Consider the following 17,237-nt stretch of genomic DNA (forward strand, 5'->3'; position numbering starts at 1 on the left):
TATAAAATATAAAGGTACTAAGGTAAATAAAGCAACAAAAAAGCAATGGGAAGTTAAGGGGAGGGGATATTTGTCGTTTTTTGTCGGTAAGTCGATATATTTGAAAAATCGCCGATATAAGTAGTAGAATCGCTGATATATTTGAAAAATCGCCGATATAAGTAGTAGAATCGCTGATATAATTTCATGTACTTATAAAAAAAGAAACAGGAATCCCTGTTTCTTGTTTTAATACTTCATTTTCGCGTTTTCTCCAGCTGTCGTTCCGGCAATTCTACCAGTAACGAGAGCAGATGTAATATTATAACCACCAGTATAACCGTGAATATCAAGAACTTCTCCGCAGAAATATAAGCCGTTTGTGAATTTAGACGACATTTCTTTCGGATTAATTTCTTTAACGGATACACCGCCGCCAGTAACGAATGCTTTTTCAATGGACTGCGTACCATTTACATTTACAGTAAATTCTTTAAAGTCTTTCACAAGTGCACGAATCTTCTCATGAGAAACTTGTCCAGCTTGCTCGCTGCCATCAATTTCATTTTTTTCTAATAAGAATAGGAAGTAACGCTCAGGTACATAACCTTTTAAAACGTTTTTAATTCCTTTTTTCGGATCTTCTTTCATTTGTTTCAGCATGCGCTGGAATAGTTGTTCACTATTTTCTTCTGGCAATGCATCGATGCTCATTTGCACTGTATTCGTTTTGAACTTCTTCAGTGCTTTTACAACGAATTGACTACAGCGAAGGGCAGCAGGACCAGATAGGCCGAAATGAGTGAAGAGCATGTCCATTTTGTGAGAAATGATAGCTTTTCCTTTCGGGTTTAATACGCTTAAGTTTACATCTCGTAAAGCGAGGCCTTGCAGTGAACGGTCTCGAATAAATGGTTCGTTTGAAAGGATTGGTACTTCTGTTGGGAATAATTCTGTAATTGTATGACCAGCTTTTTTAGCCCAAGCATATCCGTCGCCAGTAGAACCAGTCTGAGGAACAGATTTCCCGCCAACAGCGATAACGACGTGATTTGTTTCTAGCACTTCGCCAGTCTTTAGTACGACTGCTTTCGTTTGACCATTTTCATATTCAATCGTTTCAACAGGTGTATTCGTGCGGATCTTTACACCTAAATCTTTTAATCGTGTTAAAAGTGCGTCTACTACCGATTGCGCTTTATTTGAAACAGGGAACATGCGGCCATGATCCTCTTCTTTCAGTTTTACACCGAGATTTTCGAAGAATGTAATAATATCTTCATTATTAAAAATAGAAAAAGCGCTGTATAAGAAGCGGCCATTTCCTGGTATATGTTTAACGATCTCATCAAGTGGTAGACGGTTCGTTACGTTACAGCGGCCGCCACCAGAAATCGCAAGTTTACGCCCTAGTTTATTTCCTTTATCAAGAAGTAAGACGCTTGCGCCTTCTTCTGCAGCACCGATTGCAGCCATTAGCCCAGAAGGCCCGCCGCCGATGACAATAACATCATAATGCATAATATATCGACCTCATTTTCTACATTTCCTGCCTAAAAGAATAGCATGTTTTCCCTTAAAAGAAAAATAGAGTGAAGTACTGCTTAAGGAGAGAATTGTGGTACAATACAAAAGTTAGAGTTCAGCACTATCCTGCTATTTGTGGGCCATAGGACTAAAACCTTATGAGTTAGGGGAAGTCTAATAGTTCTCGAATGCTCGAATAGTAAATTAATTATAGTTTCACTTTATGTAGATGTAGGAGGATTTTTGTATGTCCGATTCGAAATTTCTGCGCGGAACGCTTATCGTTACGTTAGGGACATTTTTAGTGAAGTTCTTAGGCATGATTTACGTCTTTCCGTTTCATGCATTAGTAGGGACAGAAGGCGGAACGCTCTATACATATGGATACATTCCATATACGATCTTTTTAAGTATTGCAACGGCAGGGGTGCCGCTTGCTGTTTCAAAATTCGTTTCCAAATATAATGCGCTTGGCGATTATAAAACGAGCCGGAGAATGTTCCGCTCGGGAATGGTTATGATGATAGTAACAGGAGTTCTTTCATTCCTAGTACTGTACATGACGGCGCCGTTGTTTGCAGAAGCAATGCTTGGCAAACAAAGTGTACACAGTAATATAGGAGAAGTTACGACGATTATTCGTCTTGTAAGTTTTGCGCTTATTGTTGTACCGGCAGCGAGTTTAATTCGTGGTTATTTCCAAGGTCACCAATCGATGGGACCAACTACTGTCTCGCAAATTATTGAACAAATTATTCGTATCGTCTTTTTATTAGCGGGTAGTTTTATTGTTATTAAAGTACTTGGCGGTACAGTTGCAACAGCAGTTGGGGTAGCGACATTTGCTGCATTCGTTTCAGCAGTTGGAGCGCTCGGTGTACTCATTTGGTACTGGCTAAAACGTAAAAAACATTTGGATCAATATTTAATTGAACAAACTGCACCAGAATCGACAGTGAGTACTGTTCAATTATTTAAAGAATTATTTGCATATGCGATTCCTTACGTTGTAATTGGGTTAACAATTCCTTTATATCAACAAATTGATACATTGACATTTAACTCAATTATGCAAGCGATTGGTCAAGGAGATATTGCAGAGCGAGCGCTCGGTATTTTCACAATGTGGACGCATAAATTAATTATGATTCCTGTATCACTTGCGACAGCGTTTAGTTTAACGCTCGTACCAGCGATTACAAAATCATTTACTGAAAAGCAATACCGTTATTTAAAGTTACAGATTACACAAACATTCCAGGCAAATATGTTCTTAACATTGCCAGCGGTTGTCGGTATTTCATCACTTGCCTATCCGATTTATACTGCATTTTACGATTCAGATCCATTAGGTGGACAAGTATTAATGTGGTATGCACCGGTTGCGTTGTTATTTGCTTTATTTATAGTAACAGCGGCAATTCTGCAAGGTATTAACCAACAAAAGCATGCGATTATCGCACTTATAATGGGTGTTATTTTGAAATTTGTATGTAACGTAATCTTTATTCGTTATTTCGGTACAGTAGGGGCGATTCTAGCAACAGCTGTTGGTTTCCTAGTCTCTGTTTGGTACACAAATCAACAAATTAAAAAATACGCACACTATTCATTCGGTGTTGTATATAAGAGAACATTCCAAATTGCAGTATTAACACTTGTAATGGTCGTTACTGTGAAATTATCACAATGGATTCTATCCTTCATGATTTCACCGGATGGCCGAATGGGCGCTCTTATTACGGTTGCGATTTGTGCAAGTATTGGTGGTCTTGTTTACGGATTGTTAGCAATTCGCACAGGAGTACTTGAAAGAGTATTCGGCGGAGAAGCGTTAGAGAAAATCCAACGTAAACTTGGCAATAGATTCAAAATAAAGTTGAAATCAAAAGGGGCGTAATTACGTCCCCTTTTCTATGATAAATAAAGAAGGTGAAGAACGTGAGATTAGATAAATTATTAGCAAATATGGGATATGGAAGTAGAAAAGAAGTAAAGAAATTATTGAAAGACGGCGTTGTAAAAATTGATGGCATATCAGTGAAAGATGCAAAGGTTCATGTAAATGTAGAAGAACAAGAAGTTATGATTCACGGTGAAGTTGTGGAATATAAAGAGTTTGTTTACTTAATGATGCATAAACCACAAGGCGTTATTTCAGCGACAGAAGATGATAATCATGAAACGGTAATAGATTTATTAGAGTTAGAAGATGCGATTTTTAATCCGTTCCCAGTGGGAAGACTTGATATTGATACAGAAGGTTTCTTATTAATAACAAATGACGGGAAGTTATCACATCAATTGTTATCTCCGAAAAAGCATGTGCCGAAAAAATATTATGCACACGTTGCAGGAGTAGTAACGGAAGAGGATGTAAAAGAGTTTGCTAAAGGTGTTATTTTAGATGATGGCTATGAAACAAAGCCAGGTGCACTTACAATATTAAAAAGCGATGATATTTCTGAAATCGAGCTTATCATTACAGAAGGAAAATTCCATCAAGTGAAGCGTATGTTTGAAGCGGTAGGGAAAAAAGTAGTCTACCTAAAGAGAACAGAGATGGGGCCGTTAGTGTTAGATGAAGAGCTAGAACTTGGACAATATCGAGAGCTAACAGATGAAGAAGTAGAGATGTTAAAAACATATCAAGTAGATACTGAGAAATAGTACTATTTTTAGGCGCAGAAAAGACCCCTTTCTAATGAGTTAGAAAGGGGTATGTATTTATTTACATACAATTATTTTTCGTTATGAGGTCATTCTCACTTTCTTTCCTGTTGTTGTCCACTTACCGCGGCAAGGGCTATACACGAGTTCATTAAACTGCAACACATTTAGATCACGTTGTATCGTTCGCGGTGTGATCCCGAACTCATCTACAAGGTCTTTCGTCGTTACCGTTCCGTTTTCATTGATGTACATATAAATTGATTTAATGCGTGTTAGCATACGAGTAGTTGTAGGTTTCAAGAGAAAACCACTCCTCTACTAGTTTTTTTGACCCCATTCAGGAAAGAAGGTCGTTACTACCATTGTACTCTACATGATAAAATTCATGCTTTAATCTACTTAAATTTTACAGAAATTTAACAAATATTCATATAGAAAAATATTGGTAGTTGACATTGTATATATGGTCAGTCAACTAACACATAAAATTCTACGTAAAACGCCAAATTCCTGCAATTTTTTTTAGAAAAATAAAAGAAAAACTAATGAGAAATATCTGAAATATTACAATTGTTCGGTATTTGGTTTTCGTATATGGCATAAGAGATTTCGGTTTGTTATGATGAAAGAAACAATATAGTGAAGGATGGATGCGTGATGTCAGCAATTAATTGGACAGAAGAAGTTGCAAAACGAAAAGATGATTTAATTCGTGATACGCAACAATTTTTACAAATTAAAAGTGTATGGGAAGAAGAATCGGCGAAAGAGGGCGCACCATTCGGTGAAGGTGTAGAAAAAGCTTTATCTTTCATGTTACATAAAGGAGAAACGGAAGGTTTTACTTCTAAAAATTTAGAAGGGTATGCAGGTCATCTTGAAATGGGACAAGGAGAAGAATTAGTAGGTATTCTTTGTCACGTTGACGTTGTACCAGAAGGCGATGGCTGGACGACTCCTGCATATAGTGCAGATATTCGTGATGGAAAGATTTTTGCACGTGGTGCAATTGACGATAAAGGCCCAACGATGGCAGCTTACTATGCGATGAAAATTGTGAAAGAATTAGGATTACCTCTTTCAAAACGCGTTCGTATGATTTTAGGAACAGATGAGGAAAGTAATTGGAAATGTGTAGATCACTACTTTAAAAACGAAGAAATGCCAACAATCGGTTTTGCGCCAGACGCGGACTTTCCAATTATTAATGCAGAAAAAGGAATTTCTGATATACAAGTTGTGCAAAATGGTAGTGAAGAGAAGAAAGGTACATATGAACTTGTTTCATTTGAGTCAGGTCGCCGTTTAAATATGGTTCCTGATTTTGCAGAAGCGGTTGTTACAGGAGAGGATGTAAGTGCACTTACAGTAGCATATGAAGAGTATTTACAAACTGCTAAAAAAATAGGTGAAGCAATTGTAGAAGGTAATACAGTAACGTTGCAAATTAAAGGGGTTTCAGCTCACGGATCTACTCCAGAGAAGGGCGAGAATGCAGGTTTATTACTGGCAAACTTCTTAACGAAAGTTGCTCTTGATGGAAAAGGGGCTTCGTTTGCAACATTTGTAGCAGAAACATTTATTGGTGATATTTATGGTGAAAAGGCTACTATCGCTTATAAAGATGAGGTTAGTGGTCCGTTAACAGTGAATGTTGGTCGCCTTTCTTATGCGAAAGAAAATGGTGGCAATTTAGGATTAAACGTACGTTACCCAGTTACGACTAACTTTGAAGAAACGATTGCAAAGTTAAAAGAATATGTAGGTACTCATGGATTTGAAGTGGCGGATTATTCGAACTCTCGCCCGCATCATGTTGATAAAGACCACGTATTAATTCGTACGTTGCAACGTGTATATGAAGAACAAACAGGTGAAAAAGCAGAGCTATTAGCAATTGGCGGCGGTACTTACGCTCGTTCGTTAAAAGCTGGTGTTGCATTTGGCCCATTGTTCCCTGGAAAAGAAGAACTTGCGCATCAAAAAGATGAGTATATTGAAATTGAAGACTTATTAAAGGCAACAGCAATTTACGCGCAAGCAATTTATGAATTAGCGAAGTAATGGATATATAAATAATAAAAGACCGTCCCGATACATACTTTGGGACGGTTTTCTATTACGTGCCGTTTGTTGGTAAGCAGATGCTCCTTGTCGAAATGTCGATATCATTTCATCTATCCCGCTTTAATGGGCAGTAAGACCCCCATCTCAAAATTCAGCGAAAGCAAAGAATTTAGGTGGGGGGATCAACTGCTCATAAAAGTCCGATTGGTGAGGGCTGATTAAAGTTTCACTTTATTAATACGACCTGAACTTGGTTAGACTTGTAGGGAAGTTAATGGAATGAGATAAGAAAGAAAAGCAACAATAGAAAGAAGGAGAAGATGTACATGGAACTGCATTATTTTGTCGCAATTACGTTACCAAATCATATAAAAGAAGTGCTGTCTAACTATAAAGAGGAAATGCAAGAGGAATTACCCTTTCGTTCATGGGTACATAAAGAAGACTATCATATTACCCTTTCGTTTTTAGGTAGTGCGACAGAGGAACAATTAGAAGGAATAAAGAATGGATTACAAACACTTATAGAAATGAAAGAACTATCGTTCACATTACAAGGATTTTCAACGTTTGGTATGGAAGACAGGCCGCGTATTTTTTGGGCAAAGGTAAGCGAAAATCAAGATTTGTTTCAATTGCAAAAGCAAGTACACGTTATGTGTGAAGAGAATGGATTTTCTTTAGAAACGCGCCCATATCATCCGCATATTACTGTTGCACGTAAATGGGTAGGAGAAGAAAAGTTTGATTTAGAACATATAAAGGAAGTGCCTGAAATATCATTTCAAGCGGATACGATTACTTTATACGAATCTCACGTGAAGGAGACACCGAAATATAAAGCAATTGCTGAAATAAAATTACAAAAATAGAATGTATGAAAACGTTTTTTATACAGGTGAATATACTATAAAGAACAATGTGTTACTGTATAGGGCTTCGCTGATAAGAAAAGCCTTATCATTTGCAGCTCGTTTCATTTTAACTTTAAGAATGATGGTGATTTTTTTATGTTGAAAGTAAAACGTCCATTTGATGCCTATTTAGATGAAATGAATAAAATTACAATTTTGCTCCCACATGCGTATGGAACAAGTCGGACATTTCGTTTGCAAGAAGGAAGTAACGTGAAAGATTTACCGATTGCTCATACAATTGCGCTTCCTGATGCAACGAAGTATGAGTGCTTTATAGAAGAGCCGCTAGATGTGGGGAAGTATTATACAGTACGAGATGAACGGAATGAAGAAACAGATTTACAAATAGGTGCTGTCATAAGAACAGCGATTTTCGATGAGAAGTATTATTACGAAGGTACAGATTTAGGGGCAGTACACCAAAAGGAAGCAACTACATTTAAAGTATGGGCTCCAACTGCGAGGCTTGCGAAAGTAAGAATTTATAAAAGTGATAAAGAATATACAGATTACGAAATGTACAGAGAAGAAAATGGAGTTTGGGCTCATACATTGCAAGGCGATTTAGCCGGGGAAAAGTATACATTTCTTGTTTGTATTAATTTAATATGGAACGAAGCTGTGGATCCTTATGCAAAATCAGTGACTGTAAATGGGAAGTACGGCGTTGTTATTGATTTGGAAAAGACGAATGTAGCAAAGCGAGGGCAATTACCACCATTACAAGCAATGACAGATGCCATATTGTATGAACTGCATATTCGTGATGCTACTATTCATCCGGGCAGTGGAGTGAGTAAAAAAGGAACATATAAGGGACTAATGGAAGAAGGAACGACAGGGCGAAATGGGACGTTAACAGGTTTGTCTCATATAAAAGATTTAGGTGTTACACATGTTGAACTATTACCTTTATACTGTTTCGGTGGTGTAGATGAGGCAAACCCTTCTTCTGCCTATAATTGGGGTTACAATCCATTATATTACAATGCGCCAACAGGATATTATGCTACAAATCCCTCTGACCCGTATAACAGGATCGTAGAGTGTAAACAGTTAATTGAAACATTTCATGAGCACGGTATTAGAGTGATTATAGATGTTGTCTATAATCATGTGTATGAAAGAGAGCTCTCATCATTTGAAAAGCTTGTCCCAGGATATTATTTTCGTCATGGTGAAAATGGTATGCCTTCTAATGGGACGGGAGTCGGAAATGACATAGCATCTGAACGGAAAATGATGAGGAAATTCATTGTAGAGTCTATTTTATATTGGCTTACAGAGTACAATGTTGATGGATTCCGGTTCGACTTAATGGGAATTTTAGATGTTGATACAATAAATATAATAGAAAAAGAAGTGCGAAACATAAAGCGAGATGCACTGCTATTAGGAGAAGGATGGGATCTACAAACACCACTTCCTCTAGAGGAAAAAGCAACGTTAAATAACGCAAAGAAAATGCCACATATTGCGCAATTTAATGATCAATTTCGTGATGGGATAAAAGGGAGTACCTTTCATATAAATAAACGTGGTTTTGCATTTGGTGGGTATGTAGACTGTAATCATTTGCAGTATATTGCATCAGGAAGCCTTTTGAGTATGAAAGAAACAGGTTTGTTTCTAGAGCCTGTGCAAAGCATAAACTATGTAGAATGCCATGACAATATGACGATGTGGGATAAACTCATGCGCAGTAATGAAGAGTCGGAAGAGGTTTTGAAAAAACGTCACGTGCTAGCAACTGCAATGGTGATTCTGTCGCAAGGCATCCCTTTCTTACATGCTGGGCAAGAGTTTTATCGTACGAAGCAAGGAAATGAAAATAGTTATAATGCAAATGATGAAATTAATCAATTAGATTGGGATCGAAAAGAGAAAGAGATAGAGACCGTTAACTATATAAAAGGTTTAATTGCGATTCGTAAAGAGCACGGAGCATTCCGGTTACAAAATGCAGACCTTATAAAAAAGCACATGACTTTTTTGCAAACATCTCCAGAAGTACTTGCATATCATTTAGAGCATGTAGAGTCGTTTGGACCGTGGAAAGAAATTGTTGTTTTATTTAATAGCAGTTTAGAAGCGAAAAAGGTGCAACTTCCGAAAGAAGAAACGTGGCATGTGTTAGTAAACGAAAAGCAAGCTAAAATAGAGCCAATTTCTTCATTTAGAGGAAAGGAACTTAGGCTCGCTCCGATTAGCACGTATATATTGACGATAATGTGACAAATCGCTACTTGACGATGAGAATGTAATAAATGTAGAATTGACAAAGGTGACGATTTTGATAAGTTGTCATTCTATGGCTGGTTTTGTAAAATAAAATAGAGAGTTTTTGGCTTATGCCAAGTTTTCTTTTCATTTACAGTAAAATATATATGAATCCACAACATGTGTAGAAATGTTGCGGTTTTTCTTTTCATAACTATAAAAGATAAGGATTTGTTAACGGGTAATGAATATGGAATGGTTGGAACAATTATTAGGAAAAGAGTGGAGTCTTGTACCGGCTGGTGGAGTAACGGGCGATGCATATATTGCGCAAAACGGACAACAGAAGTTATTTTTAAAGCGGAATACATCGCCCTTTTTAGCGGTATTGTCAGCAGAAGGAATTGTTCCAAAATTACTTTGGACAAGAAGGGTAACGAACGGTGATGTAATTTCTGCTCAAAAATGGCTTCCGGGACAGAAGCTAGAGCCAGAGGATATGAAACTAGAACGTGTTGCGAAACTTTTGAAGAAAATACACTCCTCTAAAGCACTCGTGCAGATGATTCAAAGACTTGGGAAGCAGCCGCTTCACGCACAAGAGTTATTACAACAGCTGCAACTTGTTTTAAGAGGAGATATAAGGGATGAGGAAACAATTCAGCAAGGTCTTCAATATTTAATGGATTCATTAAAAGATATTGAATACAATGAATTCGTTGTATGCCATTGTGATGTAAACCATAACAATTGGCTATTGTCGGATGAAGATGAGTTGTTTTTAATTGATTGGGATGGAGCTGTAATTGCTGACCCAGCTCTAGACCTCGGTATGTTATTATATTGGTACATTCCGCGCCAAGAATGGAGTGAGTGGCTCGGTTACTATGATATTGAAATGGATGAATCGCTGCTTAAACGTATGAGATGGTATGTGATAGCACAAACGATTTTGTCTATTCAATGGCATACAACAAAAAAGCAGCAAGCAGAAGCTGAATATTGGCATCAATATTTACAGCAACTACTTGCTTCAGAGTAATACTTAAGAAAAATTGTCCATTCCAGCAATCCACTGAGTAAGTTGTTCTTGATTATTGGAAATGTGGTTGTCCAAATTAGAGGAAGATTTACCCGATTGACTATAAGAATATACATCGTTTAGCATTGCTTTAGCGTCACTACTTATATTATCGTTTGCGAGTAACGATTGAATGAGACGCTCTAATTGCTCGCATTCAGAAACTGTCCCGCAACAATCACTTTGGTGATTGACTAAAATATCTTTCAGCACTTCTAATTGATGTTGTTGATTAATTGGCATGAACGGATCATCCTTTCGATTGTTTTTCTCTTCTTAGAAAAGTAAGAGAAAAAGCTGTTTCGTCATGGAATGTTTAATGCTGTATGTAGTTTTTATCAAAATGGTACATCTTATACTTGAAAGAAACGGACCGAGTGCTCGTACGTACTTGGTTTTTTGTTTGGTAGATTGATTAAAAACAGAAAGAAGGAATTATTCCTTTAAAATAGCTATGTAAAGAGAGGGAAACATCTATGCGTTTAAGACATAAACCATATGCAATGGATCGAATTAATGAGTATTCACATATCGTAATCGGAAACCCAGAGGAGCGCGCTGGTAACTGGAAAGAAGTATTTGGAAATGAGCAACCCATTCACATCGAAGTAGGTACAGGTCGTGGCCGCTTTATGTATGATATGGCAAAAGCGAATCCACATATTAATTATATTGGAATTGAAAAATTCACAAGTGTTGTTGTAGACGCACTTGATAAATTAATTGAAGAAGAATTACCGAACTTAAAGTTAATTAATAAAGATGCTGAAGATTTAACAGTTTTCTTTGCAAAAGGTGAGATTGATCGCGTTTATTTAAACTTCTCAGATCCATGGCCAAAGAAACGTCATACGAAGCGTCGTTTAACGTACAAAACGTTTTTACGCAATTATGAAGAAGTGTTAGTAGAAGGCGGAGAAATTCATTTCAAAACAGATAACCAAGGTTTATTTGAATATTCTCTTATGAGTATGGCGGAGTATGGTATGTTACTAACTTACTTAAGCTTAGATCTTCATAACAGCGACTTTGAAGGTAACATTATGACTGAGTACGAAGAGAAATTCTCTAGTAAAGGTCATCGTATTTACCGAGTAGAAGCAAAATATCGTACAGAACCTATGCAGTAATGCATAGGTTTTTTGTATCTAAAATAATCAGAATTTTATGTTAGTATTAAAAGAAAAGGGGGATGAAAAATGGAACAGTTACAAGTTGGAGATATAAAAGTGACGTGGTTAAAAGGTGGGAACACACATTTAGACGGAGGAGCAATGTTTGGAGTTGTGCCGAAAGTACTTTGGTCACGTAAATATAAACATAATGATACAAATCATATTTATTTACGAACAGATCCGTTACTTTTACAAACGAAAGATGGCAACATGCTCATCGATTCCGGAATAGGAAACGGTAAATTGAGTGAGAAAATGAAGCGAAACCAAGGTGTAACAGAAGAATCATCGGTTTATGAGTCATTAGAAAAACTAGGATTAAAGCCTGAGGATATCCACTACGTTTTAATGACGCATCTTCATTTTGATCATGCATCCGGCTTAACAAAATGGGAAGGGGGTCACCTTGCGCCAGCTTTTCCGAATGCGAAAGTTTACGTAAGCGAAACAGAGTGGCATGAAATGAGGAACCCAAATATTAGATCCCGTAATACATATTGGAAGGAAAATTGGGAGCCGATTGTAGACCAAGTTATTACGTTTCAGCAAGAAATAGAAATTACAGATGAAATAAAAATGGCACATACAGGCGGTCATAGTGATGGACATGCAGTTATCGCTTTAGAAAGCAAAGGAGAAACAATGCTGCATTTAGCAGACTTATTGCCGACGCACGCCCATCAAAATGTATTATGGGTAATGGCTTATGATGATTATCCGATGACATCCATTGAAAATAAGCAAAAGTGGATGAAGTATGGCACTGAAAACGATGCTTGGTTCACTTTTTATCATGACGCGTATTATCGCGCAGTAAAGTGGAATGAGGAAGGTCATATCGTAGAAAAAATAGAACGGAAAACGGGTATAGAAGCATAAAAATGGGAGGGTGTTCCAGCAGTCTGTTGGAGCAGTCTCATTTTTGTTGTCGTTTTTTGTCGGTAAGTCGATATATTTGAAAAATCGCTGATATAATTTGAGTTACGGTCAATATATTTGAAAAATCGCTGATATATTTGGAGTTGCAGTCGATATATTCGAAAAATCGCCGATATAATTTCAATCATTATCTGCAATTAAAAAATAAGAGGTTCACCTAATGGGAACCCTCCTGTTTATGCTGCTATAACCTCTAAAACAGTACCTGTTTTAGCATCAACTAAAAATTCAAATCGTTCTTGTATATCATTTAACATCGTTGTAAGACCGCCGCGATACACTTCATACGCGACATCATATTTTTCAAATGTCTCTGGAACCATATGTACCCAAGAGCCAGTAATTTCACCTTTATGACTTAATGCTTGTTTTACCATTTTCAATGCTTTTTCTGAAGAAATATGGGATTGTTCTTGTACTTTGTTTGCAACAAGATAACCAGCTGCGAAACCAACGCCAAGACCTGCTACTAAACCTTTCCAGCTCATATATTCACCTCAATTCTATAAAATAAAAATAGTGTACCGATAATAATTATAAAGCAAATACAGCTAAAAAAGAAGAAACTAGAAACATTTCGAAAATTTCGTTACAATAAAAGAGGTATTCTACTAAGGTTTGAAAGAAGGGGACTTCGTGAATAAAGAGACATTACAATTATTTCGTACGTTAACAGAATTACAAGGTGCATCAGGTTTCGAACATGATGTACGCCGTTTTATGAAGCAAGAATTAAGCAAATATGCAGATGAAATTGTACAAGACGGTTTAGGTAGCGTATTTGGTCTGAAAAAAGGGGATGAAACTGGCCCGCGTGTTCTTGTAGCAGGTCATATGGATGAAGTAGGTTTCATGGTTACGCAAATTACGAAAAACGGAATGCTTCGTTTTCAAACTTTAGGCGGCTGGTGGAGCCAAGTACTATTAGCTCAGCGCGTTCAAGTTATGACGAAGAATGGCCCTGTTATTGGGGTTGTTGGTTCTATTCCTCCTCATTTATTAAGTGACGCGCAACGTGCAAAACCGATGGATATAAAAAATATGTTAATTGATATAGGCGCAGATAGCTATGAAGATGCGATTGAGATTGGTGTAAAACCAGGACAACAAATCGTGCCAATCTGCCCGTTTACGCCGATGGCAAACGAAAAGAAAATTATGGCGAAAGCTTGGGACAACCGTTACGGATGTGGCCTTGCAATCGAATTATTAAAAGAATTAAAAGACGAAACATTACCAAACACATTATACTCTGGTGCGACTGTACAAGAAGAAGTTGGTCTTCGCGGTGCACAAACTGCTGCAAATATGATTCAACCAGACATTTTCTATGCGCTTGATGCAAGCCCAGCTAACGATGCATCTGGTGACAAAACACAGTTCGGTCAATTAGGAAAAGGTGCTCTTCTTCGTATTTATGACCGTACGATGGTAACGCATAGAGGAATGCGCGAATTCATTTTAGATACAGCAGAAACACATAACATTCCGTACCAATACTTTATTTCGCAAGGTGGTACAGATGCGGGCCGTGTACATACAAGTAACTCAGGTATCCCATCAGCAGTAATTGGTGTTTGCGCACGTTACATTCATACACATGCTTCTATTTTACATGTGGATGATTATGCGGCAGCAAAAGAGCTAATTACGAAGCTTGTAAGAGCAACGGATAAAACGACGTTAGAGACAATTAAGAATAACGCGTAGAGAAGAAGGGCGAAAAACCCTTCTTTTTTTAGGTTGAATAGATGCTCGAGCGATGTATGGTAGTGGTTAGTGCTTAATTGATTCTTGCACGGGGGATTAAAACCCCGGGTAGGAAGTGAGAGTAAGGTTGCTTTTTGGTTCGAGGTCCGCAATGTTGTGAGAAAAACTCTTCTTTTTTAGAGTGAAGAGACAAACAAGCGATGTGTGGTGGCCGTGCATTCGTGTATAAAGAACAATTTGATTAAGGGAAAATGATAAATTTTTATAGAGGTGAATGAAATGAAAGTAGTAGTTGGATCTAAGAATAAAACGAAGGTTGGAGCTGTGGAGAAGGTTTGGAAAGGTGCTACAATTACATCTCTTTCTGTTCCTTCAGGGGTAGCAAACCAGCCATTTTCAGATGAAGAGACGATGCAAGGAGCGATCAATAGAGCGAAGCAAGCACTAGAGGAAGGGGAAGCTCAAATTGGCATTGGACTAGAAGGCGGCGTAATGAAAACAGAGCACGGTTTATTTATGTGTAATTGGGGCGCGCTAGCAACAAGTGATGGTAAAACATTCGTTGCCGGCGGGGCACGTATTACGTTACCAGATGATTTTTTAGCACCTCTTGAAGGTGGTAAGGAGTTAAGTGAAGTGATGGAAGAGTTTGTACAGAGAAAAGATATTCGTAGTCATGAAGGTGCGATCGGTATTTTTACGGATGATTATGTGGACCGTACGGAATTATTTGTACACGTTGTTAAGTTACTTGTTGGGCAATATAAGTATGATGAAAAGCAAGCATAAACCTTGCACCGTGCGCGATGTATGGTAGTATAAAAGAAAGATTATAACATGAAAAAATGCACTCGTTAGAGGAGGAAATATAGATGAAATCATTAGAAAGCATGGAGCAATTCCAAGAGTTAAAAAATGAAGAGAATGTAATCTTTATGTTCTCAGCAGAATGGTGTCCAGACTGCCGCTTCGTAGATCCATTTATGCCAGAAGTAGAAGAGAAATATAGTGATTTCTCATTTTACTATGTAGATCGTGATGAGTTTATTGATCTATGCGTAAAATTAGACGTATTTGGCATTCCGAGCTTTGTAGCGTACAATAAAGGTGAAGAAACAGGTCGCTATGTAAACAAAGATCGTAAAACACAAGAACAAATCGAAGAGTTCATTGAAGGTTTAAAATAAGGCAATTTGCCAATTGAATTGTAAAACAACCTCTACCTTCGCGGGGGAGGTTATTTTTTTGGAAGGGAGGAAAAAGAGATGAAGATGACAAGTAAAAAGATGAAAGACGAGTTAATGAAGAGATTATCTCGCCCGGAATGGGACTTTCAGTATGATAGTGAGAAAGAAGTTCTACGTATAGAACAGAAAGACTCAAAAAAAGGTATTAACGTATCGCTTCCAGGAGTTGTAGCAAAATGGGAAGTGAATAAAGAAAAGGCGATTGAAGAGGTTGCCTATTACGTACAAGAAGCGTTAATTGCGATGCATAAGGAAGAAAATAGCGCGGCGAAAATTTTACCTGTTATTCGCTCTACTTCTTTCCCGAAACAAGCAGAAGAAGGAAATCCGTTTATTATGACGGATCATACGGCGGAAACACGTATTTACTATGCGCTAGATTCGAATAAAACATATCGTCTCATTGACGAGCGTTTATTACAAAAATTAGGGCTTACAGAGCAACAAGTGCGTGAAATGGCATTATTCAACGCTCGCTCATTAGGTTATGAATTTAAACAAGACACAGTAGCAGGTAATACATTCTACTTTTTAAACACAAATGATGGGTATGATGCGACTCGTATTTTAAACGAATCGTTACTACAATCGATGCGCGAAAAGATTTCTGGTGACATGGTTGTTGCTGTTCCTCACCAAGATGTGTTAATTATTGCTGATATCGTCAACGAAATCGGTTATGATATTATTGCACAAATGACAATGAAATTTTTTGCCGAAGGGCATGTTCCGATTACATCACTTTCATTCGTATATGAAGATGGGGACTTTGAACCAATCTTTATTTTAGCGAAGAATCGGAAGAAGACAGATGGAAAAGAGAAAGGATGAACGAAGTGAACGTTTTTTACAACCTTGAAGGAATTGGTGACACTCTAATTGTTGCCTTACAAGATATTACTTTAGAGAACCGTACTTTTGATCGCAAAGGAGATGTTGCACGCGTATATGACCGTGAAAGCAACGAAACAGCAGGATTCAACATTTTTAATGCATCTTCTTACTTAGAAGTAAAAGAAACAGGTAACCTTACATTAACGAAAGAGCTTGTAGAAAAAATCAATGAAATTTTAGCGAAGAACGGCTTTGAAGAAACAGTAGAAGCAGATCTTTCTCCAAAATTTGTTGTAGGCTATGTAGCTGAAAAAGAAAAGCATCCAAATGCTGATAAGTTAAACATCTGTAAAGTAGAAATCGGTACAGAAACATTACAAATCGTATGTGGTGCACCAAACGTTGATGCAGGACAAAAAGTTGTCGTTGCAAAAATCGGCGCTGTAATGCCAAGCGGTATGTTAATCAAGCCAGCTGAGCTTCGCGGAGTTCCTTCTGCTGGAATGATTTGTTCAGCACGTGAATTAGAGCTTCCAGATGCTCCACAAGAAAAAGGTATTCTTGTATTAGAAGATAGCTTTGAAGTTGGACAAGAGTTTAAATTTTAATTGGTATAAGAAAAGAGAGGTTGTCCTTTTGGGCAGCCTCTCTTTTCTATTGAATCTTTGATATATTGTGAGTTGTGATAGATATATGTAGAAAATCGTTCATATTCATAAGGATGTCACCTTTTTTCTTAAAATCTATATTGTGTTTTATAAACAAAATAGTTAAAATTTAGAAAAAAGAAGGGGTAACTAACTGTTACGATTTATTTAACCAATTATAACGAAAGTTAATTAAATATATCAGTAAGCCCTGCTAGTCA

At 37.3% G+C, this 17,237-nt stretch carries 17 protein-coding genes; 13 read left to right on the forward strand and 4 right to left on the reverse strand.

The genetic code is table 11. The features are described 5' to 3' along the window. Positions 1 to 228 precede the first annotated feature (228 nt). Positions 229 to 1,500 (reverse strand): BaiN/RdsA family NAD(P)/FAD-dependent oxidoreductase, encoded by a 1,272-nt coding sequence (locus PDQ68_RS11570; protein ID WP_016718699.1) that lies wholly within the window; start codon positions 1,498 to 1,500, stop codon positions 229 to 231. A 253-nt stretch (positions 1,501 to 1,753) separates the two neighbouring features. Between PDQ68_RS11570 and PDQ68_RS11575 the strand changes: the two genes are divergently transcribed. Together PDQ68_RS11575 and PDQ68_RS11580 are read left to right on the forward strand one after the other, a co-directional pair. Further along, the gene (locus PDQ68_RS11575) at positions 1,754 to 3,406 is read left to right on the forward strand and encodes a putative polysaccharide biosynthesis protein (protein WP_061183148.1); all 1,653 of its coding nucleotides are present in this window, start codon (positions 1,754 to 1,756) and stop codon (positions 3,404 to 3,406) included. 41 nt (positions 3,407 to 3,447) lie between these two features. Beyond that, positions 3,448 to 4,176, forward strand: coding sequence for a pseudouridine synthase (locus tag PDQ68_RS11580; protein ID WP_061183149.1), 729 nt, complete (start codon positions 3,448 to 3,450; stop codon positions 4,174 to 4,176). An 81-nt stretch (positions 4,177 to 4,257) separates the two neighbouring features. Here the strand turns inward: PDQ68_RS11580 and PDQ68_RS11585 are convergent, their stop codons facing one another. After that, the gene (locus PDQ68_RS11585; protein ID WP_000805512.1) at positions 4,258 to 4,479 is read right to left on the reverse strand and encodes a DeoR family transcriptional regulator; all 222 of its coding nucleotides are present in this window, start codon (positions 4,477 to 4,479) and stop codon (positions 4,258 to 4,260) included. Between the two features lie 357 nt (positions 4,480 to 4,836). On the opposite strand from PDQ68_RS11585, the gene pepV reads away from it, so the two are divergent. The 4 genes from pepV (at position 4,837) to PDQ68_RS11605 (ending at position 10,425) form a co-directional block, all read left to right on the forward strand. Further along, positions 4,837 to 6,243 (forward strand): dipeptidase PepV, encoded by a 1,407-nt coding sequence (gene pepV / locus PDQ68_RS11590; protein ID WP_061183150.1) that lies wholly within the window; start codon positions 4,837 to 4,839, stop codon positions 6,241 to 6,243. A gap of 329 nt (positions 6,244 to 6,572) precedes the next feature. Next, a complete protein-coding gene (thpR, locus tag PDQ68_RS11595) occupies positions 6,573 to 7,118 on the forward strand; it encodes an RNA 2',3'-cyclic phosphodiesterase (protein WP_000419001.1) in 546 nt (181 codons plus the stop codon). A 138-nt stretch (positions 7,119 to 7,256) separates the two neighbouring features. Next, a complete protein-coding gene (gene pulA, locus PDQ68_RS11600; protein WP_061183151.1) occupies positions 7,257 to 9,398 on the forward strand; it encodes a type I pullulanase in 2,142 nt (713 codons plus the stop codon). A 229-nt stretch (positions 9,399 to 9,627) separates the two neighbouring features. Then, positions 9,628 to 10,425, forward strand: coding sequence for a phosphotransferase family protein (locus tag PDQ68_RS11605; RefSeq protein ID WP_001055736.1), 798 nt, complete (start codon positions 9,628 to 9,630; stop codon positions 10,423 to 10,425). 3 nt (positions 10,426 to 10,428) lie between these two features. Here PDQ68_RS11605 and PDQ68_RS11610 read toward each other — a convergent pair whose 3' ends face one another. Beyond that, a complete protein-coding gene (locus PDQ68_RS11610; RefSeq protein ID WP_001122234.1) occupies positions 10,429 to 10,707 on the reverse strand; it encodes a YtzH-like family protein in 279 nt (92 codons plus the stop codon). A 233-nt stretch (positions 10,708 to 10,940) separates the two neighbouring features. Here PDQ68_RS11610 and trmB point away from each other — a divergent pair, with 233 nt between their 5' ends. Both trmB and PDQ68_RS11620 read left to right on the forward strand, forming a co-directional pair. Further along, a complete protein-coding gene (gene trmB / locus PDQ68_RS11615) occupies positions 10,941 to 11,594 on the forward strand; it encodes a tRNA (guanosine(46)-N7)-methyltransferase TrmB (RefSeq protein WP_001239380.1) in 654 nt (217 codons plus the stop codon). 69 nt (positions 11,595 to 11,663) lie between these two features. After that, complete coding sequence (locus tag PDQ68_RS11620; protein ID WP_061183152.1) at positions 11,664 to 12,518, forward strand: YtnP family quorum-quenching lactonase; 855 nt, start codon at positions 11,664 to 11,666, stop codon at positions 12,516 to 12,518. Between the two features lie 236 nt (positions 12,519 to 12,754). On the opposite strand, the gene PDQ68_RS11625 is transcribed toward PDQ68_RS11620, so the two are convergent. Next, positions 12,755 to 13,066, reverse strand: a complete 312-nt coding sequence (locus PDQ68_RS11625) for a PepSY domain-containing protein (RefSeq protein ID WP_000118543.1) — start codon at positions 13,064 to 13,066, stop codon at positions 12,755 to 12,757. A gap of 148 nt (positions 13,067 to 13,214) precedes the next feature. Here PDQ68_RS11625 and PDQ68_RS11630 point away from each other — a divergent pair, with 148 nt between their 5' ends. The 5 genes from PDQ68_RS11630 (at position 13,215) to ytpR (ending at position 16,977) form a co-directional block, all read left to right on the forward strand. Continuing rightward, complete coding sequence (locus PDQ68_RS11630; RefSeq protein ID WP_001031515.1) at positions 13,215 to 14,288, forward strand: M42 family metallopeptidase; 1,074 nt, start codon at positions 13,215 to 13,217, stop codon at positions 14,286 to 14,288. 279 nt (positions 14,289 to 14,567) lie between these two features. Then, entirely contained in the window at positions 14,568 to 15,077 is a 510-nt protein-coding gene (locus tag PDQ68_RS11635; protein WP_016718693.1) for a DUF84 family protein, read from the forward strand. Positions 15,078 to 15,160: 83 nt separating this feature from the next. Beyond that, the gene (locus PDQ68_RS11640) at positions 15,161 to 15,475 is read left to right on the forward strand and encodes a thioredoxin family protein (protein WP_000838188.1); all 315 of its coding nucleotides are present in this window, start codon (positions 15,161 to 15,163) and stop codon (positions 15,473 to 15,475) included. Positions 15,476 to 15,553: 78 nt separating this feature from the next. Next, the gene (locus PDQ68_RS11645; RefSeq protein ID WP_000784613.1) at positions 15,554 to 16,366 is read left to right on the forward strand and encodes a DUF1444 domain-containing protein; all 813 of its coding nucleotides are present in this window, start codon (positions 15,554 to 15,556) and stop codon (positions 16,364 to 16,366) included. Next, complete coding sequence (gene ytpR / locus PDQ68_RS11650; RefSeq protein ID WP_001006759.1) at positions 16,363 to 16,977, forward strand: YtpR family tRNA-binding protein; 615 nt, start codon at positions 16,363 to 16,365, stop codon at positions 16,975 to 16,977. The genes PDQ68_RS11645 and ytpR overlap by 4 nt, the downstream gene beginning before the upstream one ends. The last annotated feature ends 260 nt before the right edge of the window (positions 16,978 to 17,237 follow it).

The sequence above is a fragment of the Bacillus cereus group sp. Bc010 genome (assembly GCF_027716745.1).
GTDB classification, from domain to species: domain Bacteria; phylum Bacillota; class Bacilli; order Bacillales; family Bacillaceae_G; genus Bacillus_A; species Bacillus_A pacificus.

Coding starts and splice junctions, on each gene's coding strand:
- thpR (WP_000419001.1), top strand. CDS start 6,573: ATGGAACTGCATTATTTTGTCGCAATTACGTTACCAAATCATATAAAA.
- PDQ68_RS11605 (WP_001055736.1), top strand. CDS start 9,628: ATGAATATGGAATGGTTGGAACAATTATTAGGAAAAGAGTGGAGTCTT.
- PDQ68_RS11645 (WP_000784613.1), top strand. CDS start 15,554: ATGAAGATGACAAGTAAAAAGATGAAAGACGAGTTAATGAAGAGATTA.
- PDQ68_RS11620 (WP_061183152.1), top strand. CDS start 11,664: ATGGAACAGTTACAAGTTGGAGATATAAAAGTGACGTGGTTAAAAGGT.
- pepV (WP_061183150.1), top strand. CDS start 4,837: ATGTCAGCAATTAATTGGACAGAAGAAGTTGCAAAACGAAAAGATGAT.
- PDQ68_RS11610 (WP_001122234.1), bottom strand. CDS start 10,707: ATGCCAATTAATCAACAACATCAATTAGAAGTGCTGAAAGATATTTTA.
- PDQ68_RS11640 (WP_000838188.1), top strand. CDS start 15,161: ATGAAATCATTAGAAAGCATGGAGCAATTCCAAGAGTTAAAAAATGAA.
- PDQ68_RS11625 (WP_000118543.1), bottom strand. CDS start 13,066: ATGAGCTGGAAAGGTTTAGTAGCAGGTCTTGGCGTTGGTTTCGCAGCT.
- ytpR (WP_001006759.1), top strand. CDS start 16,363: ATGAACGAAGTGAACGTTTTTTACAACCTTGAAGGAATTGGTGACACT.
- PDQ68_RS11635 (WP_016718693.1), top strand. CDS start 14,568: ATGAAAGTAGTAGTTGGATCTAAGAATAAAACGAAGGTTGGAGCTGTG.
- PDQ68_RS11575 (WP_061183148.1), top strand. CDS start 1,754: ATGTCCGATTCGAAATTTCTGCGCGGAACGCTTATCGTTACGTTAGGG.
- pulA (WP_061183151.1), top strand. CDS start 7,257: ATGTTGAAAGTAAAACGTCCATTTGATGCCTATTTAGATGAAATGAAT.
- PDQ68_RS11570 (WP_016718699.1), bottom strand. CDS start 1,500: ATGCATTATGATGTTATTGTCATCGGCGGCGGGCCTTCTGGGCTAATG.
- trmB (WP_001239380.1), top strand. CDS start 10,941: ATGCGTTTAAGACATAAACCATATGCAATGGATCGAATTAATGAGTAT.